Here is an 18,191-nt window from a genome sequence, read left to right as displayed (position 1 = left end):
ATTTGCCCATTTCAGGAGCACCACATGACGCACCAGTTCGGCTACGACGAACCCAAGCCCACGAAGCGCCGTGGTCGCCGTGTCGCGCTGATCATCGTCAGCGTGGTCGCCGTGCTCGTGGTCGGTGCCCTGGTGGCGGCCATGATGTACATCAACTCGCTCAGCAGCGCGTACGAGGACAACGCCCAGGTCTTCGAGGAGAGCTTCCCCGAGGAGGAGGGCCGCCCGGTCAAGGCCGAGGATGATGAGTCGATCAATATCCTGCTTCTGGGATCCGATGCCAACGGAGGCTCCGGGGAGACCGAGGACCTGCCGGACGTCCCCCAGGGCGGACGCTCGGACACCATGATGTTCGTGCACGTCCCCAGTGATCGCGACGGCGTTCAGGTCATGTCGATCCCGCGAGACCTGTGGGTCGACGTTCCCGGCCAGGGCCAGCACAAGATCAACGCGGCACTGAGCCTCGGTGGACTTCCGCTGACCATCAGCACCATCGAATCCCTCTTCAACGCTCGCATCGATCATGTCGCCGCCGTGGACATGCTCGGCTTCACCGGGCTCGTCGACGCACTCGGCGGAGTGACGGTGAACTCCAGCTACGGCGAGGCGTTCACGACGGGCGAGGGGTACACCTTCCAGCCCGGCGAACAGACCATGAATTCCGAGGAGGCGCTGTCCTTCGTGCGCCACCGCAAGAGCTTCCCTGATGGGGACCTCCAGCGGGTGCGCAATCAGCAGGCCTTCATCCGTGCAGTCATCGACGAGACGCTGACCCCGGCGAACCTCAGCAATCCCGGCCGCGTCCAAGACATGGTGGAGACCTTCTCCCCGCACCTGATCGTGGATGACACGCTCGACTCCTCCACCGTGGCGTCCCTGGCCTGGGACATGCGCGGCGCCGCAAACAACATCGACATGTTCACCGTGCCCACGGCCGGCAACGGGTACTCGGACGACGGGCAGTGGATCTTCTACCAGGACGAAGCGGCCATGGCGGAGATCTCCTCTGCGATCCAGGACAACACCCTGGACGAGTATGCCGCCAGCAGATGAGGTGAGCGCCCCGGCCAGCGGCCGGAGCGCAGGTGAGGGGCCGAGCGCGCAGCGAGAGATCCACCGAGAGGGGTGCAGCAGATGAGGGGCAAGGTCAAGGGCGCCGCCGCCGTGCACCGCTGGTTCCTCCTCGCCGAGGCTGCTCTGGAGCAGAACAGAGACAGCCTCAACCGGCTCAACGTGTTCCCCATCCCCGATTCGGACACTGGGGAAAACATGCTCGGCACCATCCGCGCCTGCCGCAGCAGCGTGGAACAGGCACCGAGCCAGGACCTTGGAGAGCTCTTCGCCGCCGCGGGCTCCCGGGCGATGTCCGAGGCCTACGGCAACTCCGGAACCCTGCTGGCCGTGCTGATCTCCGGCCTCGCGGAGCCGCTCCACGGCCAGGAGCGCCTGACCATCACCGGACTCAGCCACGCCCTGGAGCGGGCCCGCGTCCGCTCCTGGTCCGCACTCACCGACCCCGTGGCCGGCACGATGCTCTCGGTGCTGGACGCCGTCCACGATGAGGTGCGCCGATGCGCGGTCGAGGCCGAGGAGCCGGAGAGCCGAGCAGCCCTGGAGGCCGTCATGCCCAGCGTGGTCTCGCGAGCCCTCGCCGCGGTGGAAGCCACGCAGGAGCAGCTGCCTGCCCTGCAGCGCGCGGGGGTCGTGGACTCCGGGGGAGCCGGTCTGCTGGTCGTGCTCATTGCGCTGCATGCCACCATCACGGGCCGCGACATGGACTTCTCCGCGCTGCAGACGCTTCCTGGATGGAACCAGGGCCAGGACGCGCGGGCCACGCAGGACTCGACCGGGGTGGAAGTCATGTGCACCGTCCGGCTTGATCCCCTCGGCGCCGCTTCGCTGCGGCATGAGCTCAACACGCTCGGCGACTCCGTCATCGTGACCCCGATCGACTCGGCGGCCGCCGAGGACGGCAGCTACCGTTGGCGTATCCACGTCCACACCAGCGAGGAGCCCCGCACCGCGGAGGCCGTGCACGCGGCAGGGGAGGTGGAGTCCTACTCCGCCACACCCCTGCACCGAACCCAGGAGTGACCGGCGTGGCAGTGCTACCGACCACCGAACTCCATCGAGTTCTGGGCGCAGAGTCCGCCAAGACTCTCGAGCAGGGACTGGGCATCACCACCGCGGCGCAGCTGCTGCAGCATTATCCCCGCCGCTGGATCGAATTCGGACATCTCTCCTCCTTCCGAGACCTGCCCGAGGCGGGGGAACATGTCAGCCTGATCGCTGAGGTGACCGGGGTCTCGGTGCGCAAGATGCAGAACCGACGCGGCTCGCTCGCCGAGGTCTGGGTGGCCGACGATGAGGGCAACTCGCTGAAGATGGCCTTCTTCAACGGCTGGTCCGTGGGCAGGACGCTGCGCGCCGGAGTGCGGGCGATCTTCCACGGCAAGGTCGGCAGCTACCGGGACCGACCGACGCTGACCAATCCCGACTTCACGGTGCTCCTCGACACGGATCCCCTGGACACCTCCAAGGCGCCCGAGGGCTCACAGGAATCACAGGAGGGTGTCCATTCCGGGGGGATGGACACCCCCGCGGCGAGCCCCTCGGATCCGGAGAGCGCCGTCCAGGCTCCCCGGGTGCTCAGCCGGGGCCGCACCCCGGTGCCGCTCTACCCCGCCACCTCCAGCATCAGCAGCTTCCGCATCCTCGACTGCATCGAGATCCTGCTCGACATGATCGACTTCGAGGACTGGCCCGAACCGATCCCTGTTGCCGTCCGAGCCGCCGAGGAGCTCCCCGGTCTGGGGGAGGCGTATCGGCTGATCCACCGGCCCGAGACCTTGGAAGACCCGGACCGTGGTCTGCATCGGATGCGCTTCCACGAGGCGTTCCTGCTGCAGGGACTTCTGCACCTGCGCCGCGTTCAGGACCAGGACCGCGCAGCCCGGCCCAGGCCTCGACGTGCCGGGGGCTTCCTCGACCGCTTCGACGCCTCGCTGCCGTTCACGCTCACAGCAGGACAGCGGGACTGCGGTGAACTCATCGCCGCCGAACTCGATCGGCCGCGCCCGATGAATCGACTGTTGCAGGGCGAGGTCGGCTCGGGCAAGACTCTCGTGGCGCTGCGAGCCATCCTGCAGGTGCTCGAGACCGGGGCGCAGGCCACGCTGATCGCCCCGACCGAGGTCCTCGCCGCACAGCATGAACGGTCCCTGCGCCGCATGCTCGGCGGCCTGGCGGATGAGCTCGGACTGACGCTGCTCACCGGATCGCTGACCACTGCCCAGCGGCGCAGCGCGCTGTTGGACATCGCCTCCGGCACCGCGCGCCTGGTGGTGGGCACGCACGCGGTGCTCGGCGAGCAGGTGCACTTCCTGGATCTGGGACTGGCCGTGGTGGACGAGCAGCACCGCTTCGGCGTGGAGCAGCGGGACGCGCTGCGCCACCGCTACGAGATGACCCCGCATATGCTCGTCATGTCCGCCACGCCCATCCCACGGTCGGTGGCGATGACCGTCTTCGGCGACCTCGAACTGACAACGCTCGAGGGCCTCCCCAGCGGACGCCAACCGATCGCGACCCACGTGGTCCGCACCGTGCAGGGCCCCCGGATGATCGGGCGGGTCTGGGAGCGCATCGCAGAAGAAGTTGCTGCCGGGCACCAGGTCTATGTGGTGTGTCCCAAGATCAACGAAGCTGACCACCGCGAGGATCCAGACACAGGAGTCCAGACGGACCAGGACGCCTCGGTGGAGCTCATCTCCCAACGGCTCGCCGAGCATCCGCTGCTCGGTGAGACCCGACGGGCCCAGGTCCACGGCAGAATGGACGCCTCCGCCAAAGAGGAGGTGATGACCGCCTTCGAACGCGGCGAGATCGATGTGCTGATCTGCACCACCGTGATCGAGGTCGGAGTCGATGTCCACAACGCCACGGTCATGGCCATCCTCGACGCCGATGCCTTCGGCGTCTCCACGCTGCACCAGCTGCGCGGGAGGATCGGTCGCGGCGGCGCCCACGGACTGTGTCTGCTGGTGACCCGGCTTCCCGACGAACACCCTTCGCTGGAGCGTCTGGACCAGGTCGCCGAACACTCGGACGGCATGACCCTGGCGAGGCTTGACCTCGAGCGGCGCCGCGAAGGCAATGTGCTGGGCGCGGCCCAGGCGGGACGTGCCTCCACCTTGAAGCTGCTGCGCACGATCCGAGATGAGAAGATCATCACTCGCGCCGCTGCGTTGCTGGCGGAGCTCAGCGCGGCGGACCCCCGATGGGAGGCGTACCCCGGGCTGCGCGACGCGGTGGCGGAGTATCGCGATCTCCACACCGGCGCTGACGAGTTCATCCAGCGCGGCTGACCGAACAGCGCAACCCAGAACAGCGCAACCCAGAACAGCGCAACCCTGAGCAGCGCAGGGCAGTCCAGAGCCACACACAGCAGCACAGTCCAGACAGGAGCAGGCCATGGCACGCATCATCGCTGGCACGCATAAGGGGCGTCGCCTCACGGCCGTCCCCACAGACGCCACCCGGCCCACGAGCGACCGGGTCAAGGAGTCCCTGTTCTCCCGACTTGAAGGCTATGACGCGCTCGAAGAGGCCGTCGTCGTAGATCTCTATGCCGGATCAGGAGCGCTGGGCTTCGAGGCCCTCAGCCGCGGAGCACGCAGCCTGGAGGCGGTCGACAAGGCGGAGGCCGCGGTCAAGACCCTGCGCCGCAACGCCGAGCCTTTCCACGCAGCCGGGGCAGAGATCAGCGTGCACAAGGCAGACGCACTGAAGTACCTCGCCGCACGTACAGGGCCCGCGATCGAGCTGCTCTTCCTCGACCCGCCCTATCAGTTCGGTGACGCCGAGCTGCTGAAGGTCCTCACCGCGGCAGTGGGCCAGCTGCACGAGGCGGCCACCGTCGTGATCGAACGGGAGAAACGCAGCGGACGCCCCTCCATGCCCGAGGGACTGGAGATCTTCAGTGAGAAGTCTTACGGGGGAACCCACGTGTGGCTGGCCGAGCCCACTGGTGAAGCTCCTCCCCGCTGAGCACGTCGCCCGGATGCGGGCCAGCGGCCCAGATGGCGTTGAGCTCGGTCTGCTCCAGCGGAGCCGACCGGCGCGCGGCGAAGGTCAGATTCCCCTCCGCGCGGGCCTCGAGCACATCGGCGGGCGCGCTCAACAGCGCGGCGTCGCCAGAGTCGCCAGAGTCTCCAGAGTCTCCAGAGTCGTCGCCATCGCCGGGGCCGGCCCAGGCCTCGAGCAGCGACGCCACCTGGGCGCGGACGAAGTCCATGGGCGGTTCATCCCCGAGGTTCATCAGCAGCACGCCTCCCGGCGCGACCTGTTCGAAGGCTCGGGAGTGAAACTCGGCGCTGGTCAGCTGTGCGGGCGCCTCCGCGCTGTTGAACAGGTCGACGACGACGACGTCGAAGGTGCGCCCGTGAAGAACGCCGCCGGGAGCGATCGCCGTCGCGGCGTCCGCGATCAGGCTGTGCGGCCGGGTGTGCATCGGCAGGTGATCGAGCACGAACTCCACCAGCTCCGGCTCGATGTCGAGCACCGTCTGCTCGACTCCCGGGAAATGGTGCTCCAGCCAGCGCGGCAGGGTCAGCGCACCGGCCCCCAGATGCAGGACCTGTGGAGCCTGCGTCCCGCCAGCGGACAGGCGCTCGCGGGCGCAGGTCTGCAGCACCGCTGCCATCCTGATCAGGTAGTCATGCAGCAGGAACCCCGGGTCTCCGACCTCGACATGGGACTGTTCAGCCCCGCCGATGCTCAGCACGACGCCGTCCTCGGTCAGGTCATCGCGGTGCAGCTCCGCCAGGCTGCCTGAGAAGGACAGCCGCTGGCTGCGGGGGAGTTCGAGCCCGTCCCGTGCCGGCATCAGCGGTGCGCCGCCGGCTCGCCGGCTCGCTCCTCGGCTGGGTGCCCGGCCAGTGCCGCCGGAAGATGCTCGCGCATGCGACGCAGCGCCTCAGCGATGGTGGAGTGATCCTTGCAGAAGGCGAAGCGCACCAGCCGCTGGAGCTCGTCCGTGGGCTGCGCCGTGTGCTGGATCGTCAGTGCTGCGACCGGGATCGCGGCGACTCCCACCTCCTCGGCGAGGATCCGGCAGAAGTCGACGGCGGAGAGTGAGGTGAGTCCAGAGACATCCCCGAGCACGAAATAGCCCGCCTCCGCCGCATTCGGGGCCAGCCCGAGCTCGTGGAGGCCGTCGCGCAGCAGGTCGCGTCCGGCCTCCAGCTCTGCCGTGTTCTGGGCGAAGAACCCCCGGTCGTCCTCGAGGCCCTGAGCGACGGCCCATTGGAACGCAGGTCCCGAAGAGAAGCTCAGGAACTGCTTGACCCCGCGGATCTGGCTGATCAGCTCCGCGCTGCCGGTCACCCATCCCACCTTCCACCCGGTCACCGAGAAGGACTTTCCGGCAGAGCCCACGGCGACCGCCACCTGCTCGGCCCCCTCCACGGTGAGGATGCTGCGGTGGGGGAGGGCGGCATCGGAAAGGACGAGATGCTCATAGACCTCGTCGCACATGATCCGCAAGTCATGCTTTTTCGCCAGCTTGACGATCCGTCCCAGCTCCTCGGCGCTGAAGACGGTCCCGGTGGGGTTATGCGGCGTGTTCAGCAGGATCATCGACGTGCGCTCGGTGATCGCCGCCTCGAGCGCGTCCACATCCGGTCGGAACCCCGGGCCGCGCAGCGGCACCCCGACCATCCGGGCGCCAGCCAGCGCGACGCAGGCGCCGTAGGAGTCGTAGTGCGGCTCGAAGGTGAGCACCTCGCTGCCCGGGCGGGCGAAGGCGAGGATCGTCGCAGAGATGCCCTCGGTGGCTCCGGTGGTGACCATGACCTCGGTCTCCGGGTCCAGGTCCAAGCCCTGCCGACGTCGCTGTGCGGAGCTGATGGAGGATCGCAGCTCGCCCAGCCCCATTCCGGGCGCGTACTGGTTCCGGGGGCCCGAGCCGGGATCGGTGATGGACAGCGACGCGAGCTCGAGCAGCCAGTCCGGGCCCTCGGTGTCCGGAAAGCCCTGGCCGAGATTGATGGCCCCGTGCGCGAGTGCGGACGCCGTCGTGCGTTCGTAGATGGTGGGCACGACCTGGGGTGCGGAGCGTGGGGACTCCGGTTCAAGGGTGTTGGCACCGGCGGCGCTGCGCGCCCAGGGCATCTCGAAGGCGAGCGGATCTGGGCTGGAAGAGGAAATGGACATGGACACCATGGTAGAACGCACACGAATCCTGGACATTTCCTGCGCGCCCCCAGCAGGGCCGTCTCCACCTGGAGTAATGTCGTTCCATGCAGCTAGCAGTGTGCCCCGGATCATTTGACCCCCTGCACAACGGACACGTGGAGATCGTCGCGCGTGCCTCGAATCTCTTCGACGAGGTGATCGTCGCCATCTCGCCGAACATGCACAAGAACCCGATGTTCTCGGTCCAGGAACGCATGGACATGGCGCGGGAGACCTTCTCCTATGTGCGCGGGGTGAGCGTCAAGCCGCTGGGTTCTGGGCTGTTGACTGAGTTCTGCAAGGAGGTCGGGGCCAACGCCCTGGTCAAGGGTCTGCGGGATCCCAAGGACCTGGCCTACGAGAGCCCCATGGCCACGATGAACCGCCATCTCTCCGGCCTTGAGACGGTGTTCCTCGCCGCGGACGGCCGTTATACCCACCTATCCTCGACCCTGGTCAAGGAAGTCCATTCCCTCGGCGGTGACGTCTCGGAGTTCGTGCCGCGTGCCGTTCAGCGCCGTCTGCACGAGCGGCGACGCAGCTGAACCGCTGAGCGGAACCTCCCACTCGAAGAATCCGATAAAGCGCAGCGCAAAAGATTCACTGGTCCCCGGGCCGAATAACGATAAGGTGTGTACATGAGTTCAACGACTTCTATCCGCAAAGCTGTGATTCCCGCCGCTGGTCTGGGAACACGCTTCCTGCCGGCCACCAAGGCGATGCCCAAAGAGATGCTCCCAGTGGTGGACCAGCCGGCCATCCAGTACGTCGTGGCTGAGGCCTCGAAGGCCGGCCTTGAAGACATTCTGATGATCACGGGGCGCAACAAGCGCTCGCTGGAGAACCACTTCGACCGCGTGCCGGACCTGGAAGCCACACTTGAGGCCAAGGGGGACTCCAAGAAGCTCTCCGCCGTACGCCAGGCCACCGAGCTCGGGGACCTGCACTACATCCGGCAGGGGGAGGCCAAGGGTCTCGGCCATGCCGTGCTCTGCGCCAAGCGCCACGTGGGAGATGAGCCCTTCGCGGTGCTCCTCGGCGACGACCTCATCGACGAGCGGGACGAGCTCCTCTCCACCATGTTGGAGACCCAGCAGCGCCTCGGCGGCTCGGTCATCGCCGTGATGGAGGTGCCGGAGGAGAACATCAGCGCCTACGGCGTGATCGACGCCGACGGCAAGGACAAGGAGACCGACTCGGACGGCAGGACCGCCGACGTCGTCCCGGTCCACGCCCTCGTGGAGAAGCCCGCGGCGGAGGACGCCCCCTCAAACCTGGCCATCATCGGACGCTACGTCCTGCACCCCGCGATCTTCGCGGAGCTCGAGCAGACAGCACCGGGACGCGGCAACGAGATCCAGCTGACCGATGCCCTCCAGGAGATGGCGGGCAAGCCGGTCGAAGACGGCGGCGGAGTGCACGCGGTGATCTTCCGCGGTCGTCGCTACGACACTGGCGACAAGCTCAGCTATATCAAGGCCGTCGTCACCCTGGCCGTGGACCGCGAGGACCTCGGGCCGGACCTGCGGGAGTGGCTGAAGGAGTTCGTCGCGGAGATCTGATCCTCGGTTCGCACGCCACCTGCCCCGACTGGTAGAGTGGCACGTCGGTCTAGATCATTAAGGAGTGGTTCAGCGATGACTGCTCTCACTGTAGATGTCCAGGAGCTCCGGGGCAGGCCCGGAACTCAGGATGAACTCTCCAGAACTGTCCCTGCCCCGAAGGACCTTGCAACGGTCCTCATCGGGATTCCGCAGGGCAGTGATCTGCACCTGGATCTGCGCCTGGAATCGGTGCACGAAGGTGTGCTGATGACTGGCACGGCCTCTGCCGAGGTCAGCGGCCAGTGCGGACGTTGTCTGGATGAGATCAGGTACCCGCTCACCGTCGACGTGATGCAGCTGTTCAGCTGGCCCCAGAAGGCCCAGGCAGCTGCTGACGCCGAGGATGAGGACACGCGCCTGATCCCTCACGACCTCACCATCGATCTGGAACCGGTGCTGCGTGACCTCATGGTCTCAGCACTGCCGTTCCAGCCGGTCTGCCGCGAAGACTGCCCGGGACTGTGCTCCGAATGCGGATTCCGCATGGAGGATGACCCCGAGCACTTCCACGAGCAGCTCGATCCCCGGTGGGCAGCGTTGAAAGACGTGGCCGCCGGAATGCCGGATCCGGACTCATCGTCCGAATCCAGCACCTAGAACCAAGTCAAGAAGACCCTGTCCATCATCGAGAGAGAAAAGAGACACCGTGGCTGTTCCAAAGCGGAAGATGTCCCGATCCAACACCCGTCACCGCCGCTCCCAGTGGAAGGCTTCAACCCCGAAGCTGGTGAAGACCGTGGAGAACGGTCGCGTCGTCTACAGCCAGCCTCACCAGGCCAAGCTGGTCACGGACTCCGCCGGCACCCCGCTGTTCTATGAGTACAAGGGTCGCAAGGTCGCTGACGCCTGATTCTCCTGCACGGAAGAATCGAGCAGTGGAGAACCAAGCAGTGACGAAACACGAAGAGCTTGCGAAGAGCCTCGGGGTGCACATCGCCCCCGAGGCTCTTCGTCTTGCCCTGACGCACCGGTCCTACGCCTACGAGAACTCCGGGCTGCCAACGAACGAGCGGCTGGAGTTCCTCGGCGACTCGGTCCTCGGCCTGGCCGTGACGGACTACCTCTACCGCAGCTTCCCGGATCTTGCCGAAGGAGACCTCGCCAAGCTTCGTGCCGCTCTGGTGAGCACCCGCGCACTGGCCCGTGTGGCCCGCGGACTCGGCATCGGCCCCTATATCAGCCTCGGCGCCGGCGAACAGCTGACCGAGGGCAAGGACAAGGACTCGATCCTCGCCGACACCATGGAGGCGCTCATCGGTGCCGCCTACCTGTCCACCGACATCGAGACCGCGCGCCGGCTCGTGCTGCGCCTGGTCGTCCCGCTGCTCAGCGACAAGGACGCGATGACCGCCGGCAAGGACTGGAAGACCACCATCCAGGAGATCGCCGCGGGACGCGGCATGGGAGAGATCCGCTACCTGATCGCGGACTTCGGGCCCGACCATCACAAGTCCTTCACCGCCACCCTGGTCATCGGCGGCGTCGAGCATGGTTCCGGCTCGGGGCCCTCCAAGAAAGAGGCCGAGCGCGAGGCCGCCCGGAGGACCGTGGAGACGCTGACCTCCGGCCGAGGGGAGCAGGGCGACATCCTGACCCTTGTCCTTGACCGGTTCGAAGACACAGCGCCCTCCAGCTCTCGATGAGTCTGGTGACCCATGCCTGAGCTGCCCGAGGTGGAGGTGGTGCGCCGCGGCGTGGACCGCTGGGCCACCGGGCGCAGAGTCGACTCGGTGCAGGTCCATGACCATCGCAGCCTTCGTCGACACGCCCCGAGCATCCCCGATGAGCAGACGCGGATCGAGTCCTTCAGCTCTGCGCTGCGAGGAAACACCCTGCTGGCACCTCAGCGGCGGGGCAAATTTCTCTGGATCCCGCTGCAGCATCCCTCCGACGCTCCGCGGCACGCCCGACTGACGGAACAGACCGGCTCTGTCGCGCAGCCCGGTCCGGCGCGCGCGCTGCTGATCCATCTGGGCATGAGTGGCCAGGTGCTGATCAACACGCCAGAGACCGAGAGCCAGAAACACCTCAAGATCACCCTCGGACTGACGACTGAGGGGGAGGCCCCGAGTCAGCTGCGCTTCATCGATCAGCGCATCTTCGGCGGGATGCAGATCTCAGAGCTTGTCGCCTCGACGCACCCCAGCGGCGCCGTGCCCGTCGCCGCCGCCCATATCGCCGCCGACCCGCTGGAACCGAGCATGGATGTCCAGGTCTTCTTCCGCACCCTGCGGCGACGCAGGACCGGGCTGAAGCGGGCGCTGCTCGATCAGAGCATGATCTCGGGCATCGGCAACATCTACGCGGACGAGGCCCTGTGGCGCTCCCAGCTGCACTACACCCGACCGACCGAGACCATCACCCGCAGTGAAGCCCGCCGGCTGCTGGACAGCGTGGAATCGGTGATGGCGGCGGCCCTGGAGGCCGGCGGGACCAGCTTCGACTCGCTCTACGTCCACGTCAACGGGGCCTCGGGCTACTTCGACCGGTCGCTGCAGAGCTACGGGCGCGCCGGTCAGCCCTGCCGCCGCTGCGCGGGGACCCCGCGCGCCGCCGCGATCCGCCGTGACCCCTTCATGGGGCGCTCCTCCTACTGGTGCCCCACCTGCCAGCCCCGCCCGCGCCGCGCCCGGGATTGAGCTGACACTGAGGTGTCCTCGCTTCGCAGCTCCGCCAGGGGCAGCCCCCGACGTCGGCCTCGTGATACCAGCTGATGCGGGGACCGCGAAGCTGGTGGGCTAGCATGAATCGGATCGACGAACGTGTAAAGGAGAGTCTGTGGCGGATAGGAATCCCCCCGAGCCGCAGCCGCACCGACCCCGCCGGGCGGCGCGGATGCCTGCAGACTCGGCGAACTCTGCGCACTCGACCGACGACTCCTCCTCACCCGCCTCGGCCAAGAAGGCACGAGACCCCCGACGACGTCGCCGCACCATCCGCACGGTGCTCATCGCGGTGGCCGTGCTGCTCGTCGTGGCGGTCGGTGCCGGGCTGATCTACGTCCAACAGCTGCGCAGCGCCTTCGACGACCAGCGCAACGTGCTCGACCTCCAGCTCGACGGCGACGACTCTGCCGAGCGCACCGAGGAGGGGACGATCAACATGCTCCTGCTCGGCTCGGACAGCCGCGGCGAGGATGACATCGAATACCGCGGAAGCATCGGTGACAACGCCTCGGAACGCTCGGACACGATGATGTTCGTCCACATCCCCGAGGACCGTTCCGGGGTGTACGTGATGTCGATCGTGCGCGACCTCTGGGTGGACGTGCCCGGGGAGGGCCAAGGCCGCGTCAACTCCGCGCTGGGAGTGGGCGGCTATCCGCTGGTGGTCGACACCGTGGAGGAGCTGCTGAACACCCATATCGACCATGTGGCGATCATCGACTTCGACGGGTTCGCCGATCTGACCCGGGCGCTGGGCGGCGTCTACATCGACAATCCCCGTCCCTTCTCGACCGGACAGCACAACCCGGCGTTCTACCCCGAGGGCACCATCCGGCTCGAAGGCGACAACGCGCTGCGCTTCGTGCGCGAACGCAAGGCCTTCCCCACCGGCGACTTCGTCCGAGTGCAGAACCAGCAGCTGGTCGTCAACGGGATCGTGGACCGGCTGCTCTCCGCCGATACGCTGACCAACCCCCAGCGGGTCATGGACATCGTCAACGGCATCGTGCCCTACCTCAGCGTCGACGACGGACTCGACGCCGACACCATCGCCTCCTACGCCCTCGAGATGCGAGACATGCGCTCCGAGGACATCCACATGTTCACCATCCCCACCGGGGACCTCGCGACCACCGCCAGCGGAGCGCAGGTGATCCTCAAGGACGAGGAGACGCTCGAGCTGCTCCAACGTTCCCTGAAGAACGAGAACATGGAGGGCTTCCTGGAGTATGTGGAGCTGCGTGAATCCCAGGAAGAGCAGCAGTGACTCCACGTGTGCAGCTGCTGACGCACAGCTATTGGCCCGAGCGCACCGCACCCCAGCGGCGCTGGGAGCGCCTGGTCGCGTCACTGCGAGAGGACGGCTGGACGGTCGACGTCGTCGCTCCTGCGGCCAATAAGCACCACACCCCGGTCCAGCATCGCGAGCAGGGTCGGTTCAGCCTTGCACCAGTCATCGGCCCGTCCGGTGAGCGGGTGCACCGGACCCCCTATGTGCTGCTGCGGAATTCGCGCGCGGGCAGGTTCGCCTCCGATCTCGCCTCAGGAGTGCTGATGGTGCCGCGGGCGCTGGCCGCACCCAAGCCCGATCTCGTGGTGGCCACCGTGCCGGCGCTGCCCACGATCTGCGCGGGATGGGTCGTGGCCCGGGCCCGCGGGATTCCGCTGGTGGTCGATATGCGCGACGCCTGGCCCGAGCTGGCCCGCGAGGCCGAGGTCAGGGCGGGACCGCTGGGACGGCTGATGGAGGCCGCAGTCATCAGCGTCCAGCGGCGAGCCGAGCTGGTGGTCACGGTGACCGAAGGATTCGCGCAGCGGCTCCGTGAACGCCAGGTCTCGCCGGTGGAGACCATCAGCAACGGCGTGGCGCTCGATCAGGTGCCCCAGCTGGACCAGCGACGGCGTGCTCCCGGGGAGCTGCGGCTCGTCTATCTCGGAAATCACGGTGAGAGTCAGGCCCTTGAACGGATGATCCGGGCGGTGGCCGCGATTCCACGAGACCAGGGACTCGACGTCAGGCTGCGCCTCGTCGGCTCCGGAACCCAGAAGGAGCAGCTGCGCCAGGTGGCCCTCGCCACCGGCGCTCTTGCCAGCGGAGCTGTCGAGTTCTGCGAGCCCGTCCACGGCGACGAGGTCTGGGACCACTACCGCTGGGCCGACTCCGCGCTGGTGAGTCTGCGCACCGACTGGGCCTCCTTCGCCTGGACCGTGCCCTCGAAGACCTTCGAGCTGATGGGCCTGGGCAAGCACATCACGGCGGCCGTCACCGGGGAGGCCGCCTGGGTGCTGGGTCATGCGCAGAACGTGACCTACCTCAGCGGTGGCACCGAGCAGCTCGCCGAGCAGCTCGCCGAGCTGGCTGCGGACCCGGACTCCACGCCGGTGGACCCGCGGGGCCGCAGCTGGGTCGCGGAGTACGCCGATCTTCCCGGGCTGGGCACCCGCTACGCTGCTCTGCTCGCAGATCTGCGAGCCGAGGCGCACCGGTGATCACCGCAGCCAATGCCTATGTCTGTGTGTGCACATTTCGGCGTCCGGAACCGCTCGCCCAGCTGCTGAGCTCCCTGCGGGCCCAGGAGCGCGTGGCGCTGCCGAACCTGATCGTGGTGGACAACTCGCCCGACGGCGCGGCGAGGGATCAGGTGAGAGACCAGTATCCAGAGGCACGGTACGTCCACGAGCCACGTCCGGGAATCGCCGCGGCTCGCAATGCGGCTCTCGAGGCCGTGCCGGCAGAGGCCGAGGCGGTGCTGTTCCTCGACGACGACGAACGGGCCGCCGCGAACTGGCTGGCCACGCTGATCGACTGTGCGAACGAGTCTGGGGCGGACACCGTCTCGGGGCCGGTGATCTCACACTTCGGCGAGGATCCCCCCGCCTGGCTGCTGGAGTCCGGCTTCATCCGGCGCACCGATTTCCCCACCGGGCCCTGGGACTACCGTCCCGCGACCAACAATGTGCTGGTCCGCGCAGCCTGGTTCCGCGCGGCAGGCTTCCGCTTCGATGAGGCCTTTAGCTTCATCGGCGGGGAGGATTCGGACCTCTTCGGGAGAATGCAGGCGGCGGGGGCGCGGTCCTGGTGGTGCGCCGAGGCGGTGGTCCTCGAGGATGTGCCCGCCGACCGCCTGAGTCCCGCCTGGATGCGCCAGCGCGGGATTCGGGCCGGGCACGTGCGCGCGACGAAGCTCCTACGCGGGGCCGGCAGGGAGCACCCGGGGCTCCGGCTGCGGGGACGGATCGCCGCCGAGGGTTTCGGTCGCATCGGCTACGGTCTCGTTCGGACTGCCGCTCGGCGGCTGCAGCGGGCACCCGTGCGGTATGTGGACAGCATCTACCATCGGGAGGGTCTGGGCATGCTCCAGGCAGCGGCTGGACGACGCTACGAGGAATACGGCCGCTGAACTGCCAGCCAGTAGGCCGTCTCTGCCGCGGTGATGCCCCAGTGATCCCTCGCGCGACGATGCACCCGCTCCACCTCGGCGGCCACTTCACGCAGCGCACTCACCTGATCGGCGGACCTGGGTTTCAGCGTGCGGCGATACACGACGCCCGCGCCCCGGCCCCAGCGTGTGCGCTTGAAGTGGGCGAGCTGCAGCGTCGCCGCCGCGCGCGCACGTCGCTTGAGCCGTCCCGCCGCCGGTCGCAGCTTCCGCGCTGAGGGCAGGCGGCGCTGACCGAAGAACTGCAGCGCCTCCGGAGTCTGCCACCGGTACTGACTCGGATCCCCGACGTAGAACGAGGCGATCTCCTGCAGCACCTCTGCAGCCTCGGCCCGCTGAGCCGTGGGCACCCGCGAGTACTTCCACAGGTACCAGGTGACGAAGAAGTGCTCGAAGCGGGTGTCCAGATAGTCCTGCAACAGTCCTTCCTCCTCGAGCCAGGACGACCGGGCGGCCTCCAGGATCAGGTACTTGCGGAAGTAGCCGGGACTGACCACGTTGACGATCGAGGTGTCCACTGCGCCGTAGTAGACATAGGCCGGCCGGTCGACCGGGACGTAGGCGCGCGCGTGGAAGAGCAGCTGCTGAAAGAAGAAGGTGTCCTGCCCGGTGGCGCCCTCCGGCTGGGTCAGCCCCAGACCCTGCAGCCAGTCGGTGCGGGCCAGGAGCCCTTCGATGGAAGCTGGCCGGAATCGGATCTGACGCAGCGAGTCGCGCGTGGGTCTGCACAGCCCGGAGCGTCGTTCGATCGCCGAGTACCAGTCATGGACCGGCAAGACCATGTGACGGTCCGTCCAGGTGACCTGGGTGCCCAGCGCGAAGTCCGCCTCGGGGTGCTCGGCGAGGCTCCGCTGCAGTGCGTGATAGCCGGCCTCGAGCTCCTCGTCGTCGGGATCAAGGTAGGTCACGAACTCCGTGGCGGCGAGCTCCAGCCCGGTGTTGCGCGGGCGGGAGGCGGAGCCGGAGCCCCCGGTGTTGTGGCGGAAGGCGAACACATTGGGGTGTGCCCGTGCCAGCTCCTCCACGGTGGCCACGGTCACCGGGTCTGTGGAGCCGTCGTCGACCAACAGCACCTGAGTGCGGGGGAAGTGCGGTGAACGGCGCAATGAGGCAAAGGCCTTATGGCGCAGGTGATCACCGTTGTTGTAGACCGGGACGATCACCGAGAGCTCGAGACCCCCTGCCTGCGCGCTCTGGCGGACCTGTTCCTTGGCAGCAGTGATGTCATCGCCGGAGTGCGGCAGCGACGCAGGGAGCAGCGCATTGTCGCTGATGGATGCCGCAGGTGCATGACCCAGGTGGTCGATGGCGTAGACGCGAGCGTCCTGCCCGGAGGCCGCCAGCACGGGAGCTGAGACGAGCGCCGCAGGCTCGGGGCGCCACCACGCAGTCAGACCCAGGTCTAGCCCCATGTCATGGGGATCAGGGAGCGAAGCGAGACCACGGTGGTGCCGATGGGACCAGCTGTCAGCCTCCGCAGCGGATCCGCTGAGCTTCGTGGTGATCGTCGCAGCCTGGTAGCGGAAGGCGGCCACGTGATCGGCCGCGTAGTGCGGCAGGTATCGCCGCTTCGCATCCAGCGGCAGCAGCACATCGATCTCTCGGGCCAGCGGGTCCGCTGCGCGGGCGCCCAGCTGGTCCCAGCTCAGCAGCTCCACCTGCCCCAGGCCACGCGACGCCAGGTCCTGGGCTGCCATGTCCTGGACGAGCTCCGGGGTCACGGTCTCGGCCACGGCCACGACCAACTCCGGCTGGGGAGCTTCTGCTGTGCCCGCGATCCGCGCCACGCGGGTGAGCAGGTCGGAGACATGGTGGCGCAGGAAGACCTCCCGGACGCCGTCGCCCTGGGCCCGCCGCAGCTCCTCCAGGTCAAGCCCGCGCAGGCTCTCTTCCACATCCGCCGTCGAGTTCGCGATGCGGACCTGCGGGTGATACGAATTCAGGCCCTGGTTATAGCTCGAGAGCACCAGGGTGCCGGAGGCCTGCAGCTCCAGCGCCCGGTTGGCGAACATCGTCTGGGAACCGATCACCGAATTCAGATTCACCGCGATGTCCACCACGCGCTGGAGGTCCATGAGCTCGTGATGATCCATGGCGGGGACCCGATAGGGCCAATATCTGACCGGGATCAGCTGATTGCCGCTGAGCATCGGGTGCTCCGAGTCGAGCTGCGCGGAGACCTCATCCCACCAGCGGTCCACGACCGCCAGCGGCCTGCCAGCGGCGAGCACCCCGTCGAGAATCCACTCTGCGAAGCGGGCCCGCTCGGGGTACTTCCTCCCCATCCAGGAGCCGGCGAAGAAGACCAGCTCGCGAGCCTGAGATGGGGCGCTGCGCGAGCCGATTGGGGAGTGCAGCAGCGGATTGACCCCGAAGGGCAGCACCTCGATGCTGTGCGCGGCGGGGCAGTCGCGCCGATAGTCCTCGATGACCTCGGCGGCCGTGGTGAGGATGTGATCGCAGGCTCGGGCCACATCGAGGAACTGCCGGTAGTCCGGCGGGTCCTCCTTGCCGTAGTAGACCGGGGGCGCACCCGCGGACCGGAAGGCGGGGATGATGGTGTTGATCAGGAGCCGACGGCGCGCGGGAGCCTCGGGGGAGGTGTTGTCCCAGGAGATCCCATCGTGACCGCGCCAGGTGGCGGCCACCAGCAGAAGGTCCACCTCGCCGACGTGGTCTTTCCAGTTCTGCGGGGTGATCGGAAACAGCTGGGCCGCCCCCGAGTAGGTGTCGAAGAGGAACCGGTCGCAGATGATTCCGATCCGCAGGTCCAGCCGGGGCCGTGAGACGCCGGCCTCCGTGGATGGCAGCTGGGCAGCGGCGGCTTGGGCGGCGGCCAGCGAGTCCTGGACCGGCTGTGCTGCCAGCGGAGCGGCCAGCGGCGCCTCAGCGGACGCCGGCGGCGTCTGCAGATCCGAGACCACGCCACCGCGGGTCGCGATGTGGGCACGGCGGCGCAGATCGGCGGCGCGCTCGCGGTGAGCCCGTTCCAGGGGGGTCCAGAGCTGCTCGTGGTGCGCTGAGCTGGAGAGTTCATGGGCCGCGGCGTCGTGAGCCAGGGCCGCCCGTTCCGCCGCCGTCGCGATCGCGGAGGTCTCGGGAACAGCTGCGGCGGAGGCGGGGCCGTGGGCGGACTGTGCAGAGGCTTCGTCTGGGCGATTCACCCTTCGACACTATCCCGAGGCGTGTTGGGTTTGGAGCAGGCAGTCCGCCTTGCTAGAGTAGGGTCTCGTTGCGGCGGATGA

General features: G+C 67.7%; 16 protein-coding genes. 13 read left to right on the top strand and 3 right to left on the bottom strand.

The window, feature by feature from the left end; genetic code table 11:
• Positions 1-24: 24 nt before the first annotated feature.
• From IY716_RS03015 to rsmD, 4 genes are all read left to right on the top strand, one after another.
• The gene (locus IY716_RS03015; protein WP_218220135.1) at positions 25-1,053 is read left to right on the top strand and encodes an LCP family protein; all 1,029 of its coding nucleotides are present in this window, start codon (positions 25-27) and stop codon (positions 1,051-1,053) included.
• 81 nt (positions 1,054-1,134) lie between these two features.
• On the top strand, positions 1,135-2,094 hold the full coding sequence (locus IY716_RS03010) for a DAK2 domain-containing protein (RefSeq protein WP_218220134.1): 960 nt from the start codon (positions 1,135-1,137) through the stop codon (positions 2,092-2,094).
• 5 nt (positions 2,095-2,099) lie between these two features.
• On the top strand, positions 2,100-4,367 hold the full coding sequence (locus IY716_RS03005) for an ATP-dependent DNA helicase RecG (protein WP_218220133.1): 2,268 nt from the start codon (positions 2,100-2,102) through the stop codon (positions 4,365-4,367).
• A 106-nt stretch (positions 4,368-4,473) separates the two neighbouring features.
• Complete coding sequence (gene rsmD, locus IY716_RS03000; protein ID WP_218220132.1) at positions 4,474-5,049, top strand: 16S rRNA (guanine(966)-N(2))-methyltransferase RsmD; 576 nt, start codon at positions 4,474-4,476, stop codon at positions 5,047-5,049.
• Here rsmD and IY716_RS02995 read toward each other — a convergent pair.
• Positions 4,979-5,887, bottom strand: coding sequence for a spermidine synthase (locus IY716_RS02995; protein ID WP_218220131.1), 909 nt, complete (start codon positions 5,885-5,887; stop codon positions 4,979-4,981). The genes rsmD and IY716_RS02995 overlap by 71 nt on opposite strands.
• Positions 5,887-7,215, bottom strand: a complete 1,329-nt coding sequence (locus IY716_RS02990) for an aminotransferase class I/II-fold pyridoxal phosphate-dependent enzyme (protein WP_218220130.1) — start codon at positions 7,213-7,215, stop codon at positions 5,887-5,889. Before IY716_RS02990 ends, IY716_RS02995 begins: the two co-directional genes overlap by 1 nt.
• A gap of 86 nt (positions 7,216-7,301) precedes the next feature.
• On the opposite strand from IY716_RS02990, the gene coaD reads away from it, so the two are divergent.
• The 9 genes from coaD (at position 7,302) to IY716_RS02945 (ending at position 14,907) form a co-directional block, all read left to right on the top strand.
• Entirely contained in the window at positions 7,302-7,781 is a 480-nt protein-coding gene (coaD, locus tag IY716_RS02985) for a pantetheine-phosphate adenylyltransferase (protein ID WP_218220129.1), read from the top strand.
• A 93-nt stretch (positions 7,782-7,874) separates the two neighbouring features.
• Positions 7,875-8,798 (top strand): UTP--glucose-1-phosphate uridylyltransferase GalU, encoded by a 924-nt coding sequence (galU, locus tag IY716_RS02980; RefSeq protein ID WP_218220128.1) that lies wholly within the window; start codon positions 7,875-7,877, stop codon positions 8,796-8,798.
• A gap of 75 nt (positions 8,799-8,873) precedes the next feature.
• The gene (locus IY716_RS02975) at positions 8,874-9,437 is read left to right on the top strand and encodes a DUF177 domain-containing protein (protein ID WP_218220127.1); all 564 of its coding nucleotides are present in this window, start codon (positions 8,874-8,876) and stop codon (positions 9,435-9,437) included.
• 49 nt (positions 9,438-9,486) lie between these two features.
• Positions 9,487-9,690, top strand: coding sequence for a 50S ribosomal protein L32 (gene rpmF, locus IY716_RS02970; protein WP_192590711.1), 204 nt, complete (start codon positions 9,487-9,489; stop codon positions 9,688-9,690).
• Between the two features lie 40 nt (positions 9,691-9,730).
• Positions 9,731-10,483, top strand: a complete 753-nt coding sequence (rnc, locus tag IY716_RS02965) for a ribonuclease III (RefSeq protein WP_218221376.1) — start codon at positions 9,731-9,733, stop codon at positions 10,481-10,483.
• Between the two features lie 12 nt (positions 10,484-10,495).
• Positions 10,496-11,479 carry a bifunctional DNA-formamidopyrimidine glycosylase/DNA-(apurinic or apyrimidinic site) lyase gene (gene mutM, locus IY716_RS02960; RefSeq protein WP_218220126.1) on the top strand — a complete coding sequence of 328 codons (984 nt, stop codon included), beginning with the start codon at positions 10,496-10,498 and terminating at the stop codon, positions 11,477-11,479.
• 139 nt (positions 11,480-11,618) lie between these two features.
• Positions 11,619-12,773, top strand: coding sequence for an LCP family protein (locus tag IY716_RS13955; protein WP_218220125.1), 1,155 nt, complete (start codon positions 11,619-11,621; stop codon positions 12,771-12,773).
• Positions 12,770-13,996: a glycosyltransferase family 4 protein gene (locus tag IY716_RS02950; RefSeq protein WP_369699569.1), complete on the top strand. Its 1,227-nt coding sequence runs from the start codon at positions 12,770-12,772 to the stop codon at positions 13,994-13,996. Before IY716_RS13955 ends, IY716_RS02950 begins: the two co-directional genes overlap by 4 nt.
• Positions 13,993-14,907: a glycosyltransferase gene (locus IY716_RS02945; protein WP_218220124.1), complete on the top strand. Its 915-nt coding sequence runs from the start codon at positions 13,993-13,995 to the stop codon at positions 14,905-14,907. The genes IY716_RS02950 and IY716_RS02945 overlap by 4 nt, the downstream gene beginning before the upstream one ends.
• Here IY716_RS02945 and IY716_RS13950 read toward each other — a convergent pair.
• Entirely contained in the window at positions 14,886-18,110 is a 3,225-nt protein-coding gene (locus IY716_RS13950; RefSeq protein WP_218220123.1) for a glycosyltransferase, read from the bottom strand. The genes IY716_RS02945 and IY716_RS13950 overlap by 22 nt on opposite strands.
• Between the last annotated feature and the right edge of the window lie 81 nt (positions 18,111-18,191).

This window comes from Nesterenkonia sp. Act20 (assembly GCF_019173455.1).
Lineage (GTDB): Bacteria > Actinomycetota > Actinomycetes > Actinomycetales > Micrococcaceae > Nesterenkonia.
This window is presented reverse-complemented; position numbering and strand designations above follow the sequence as displayed.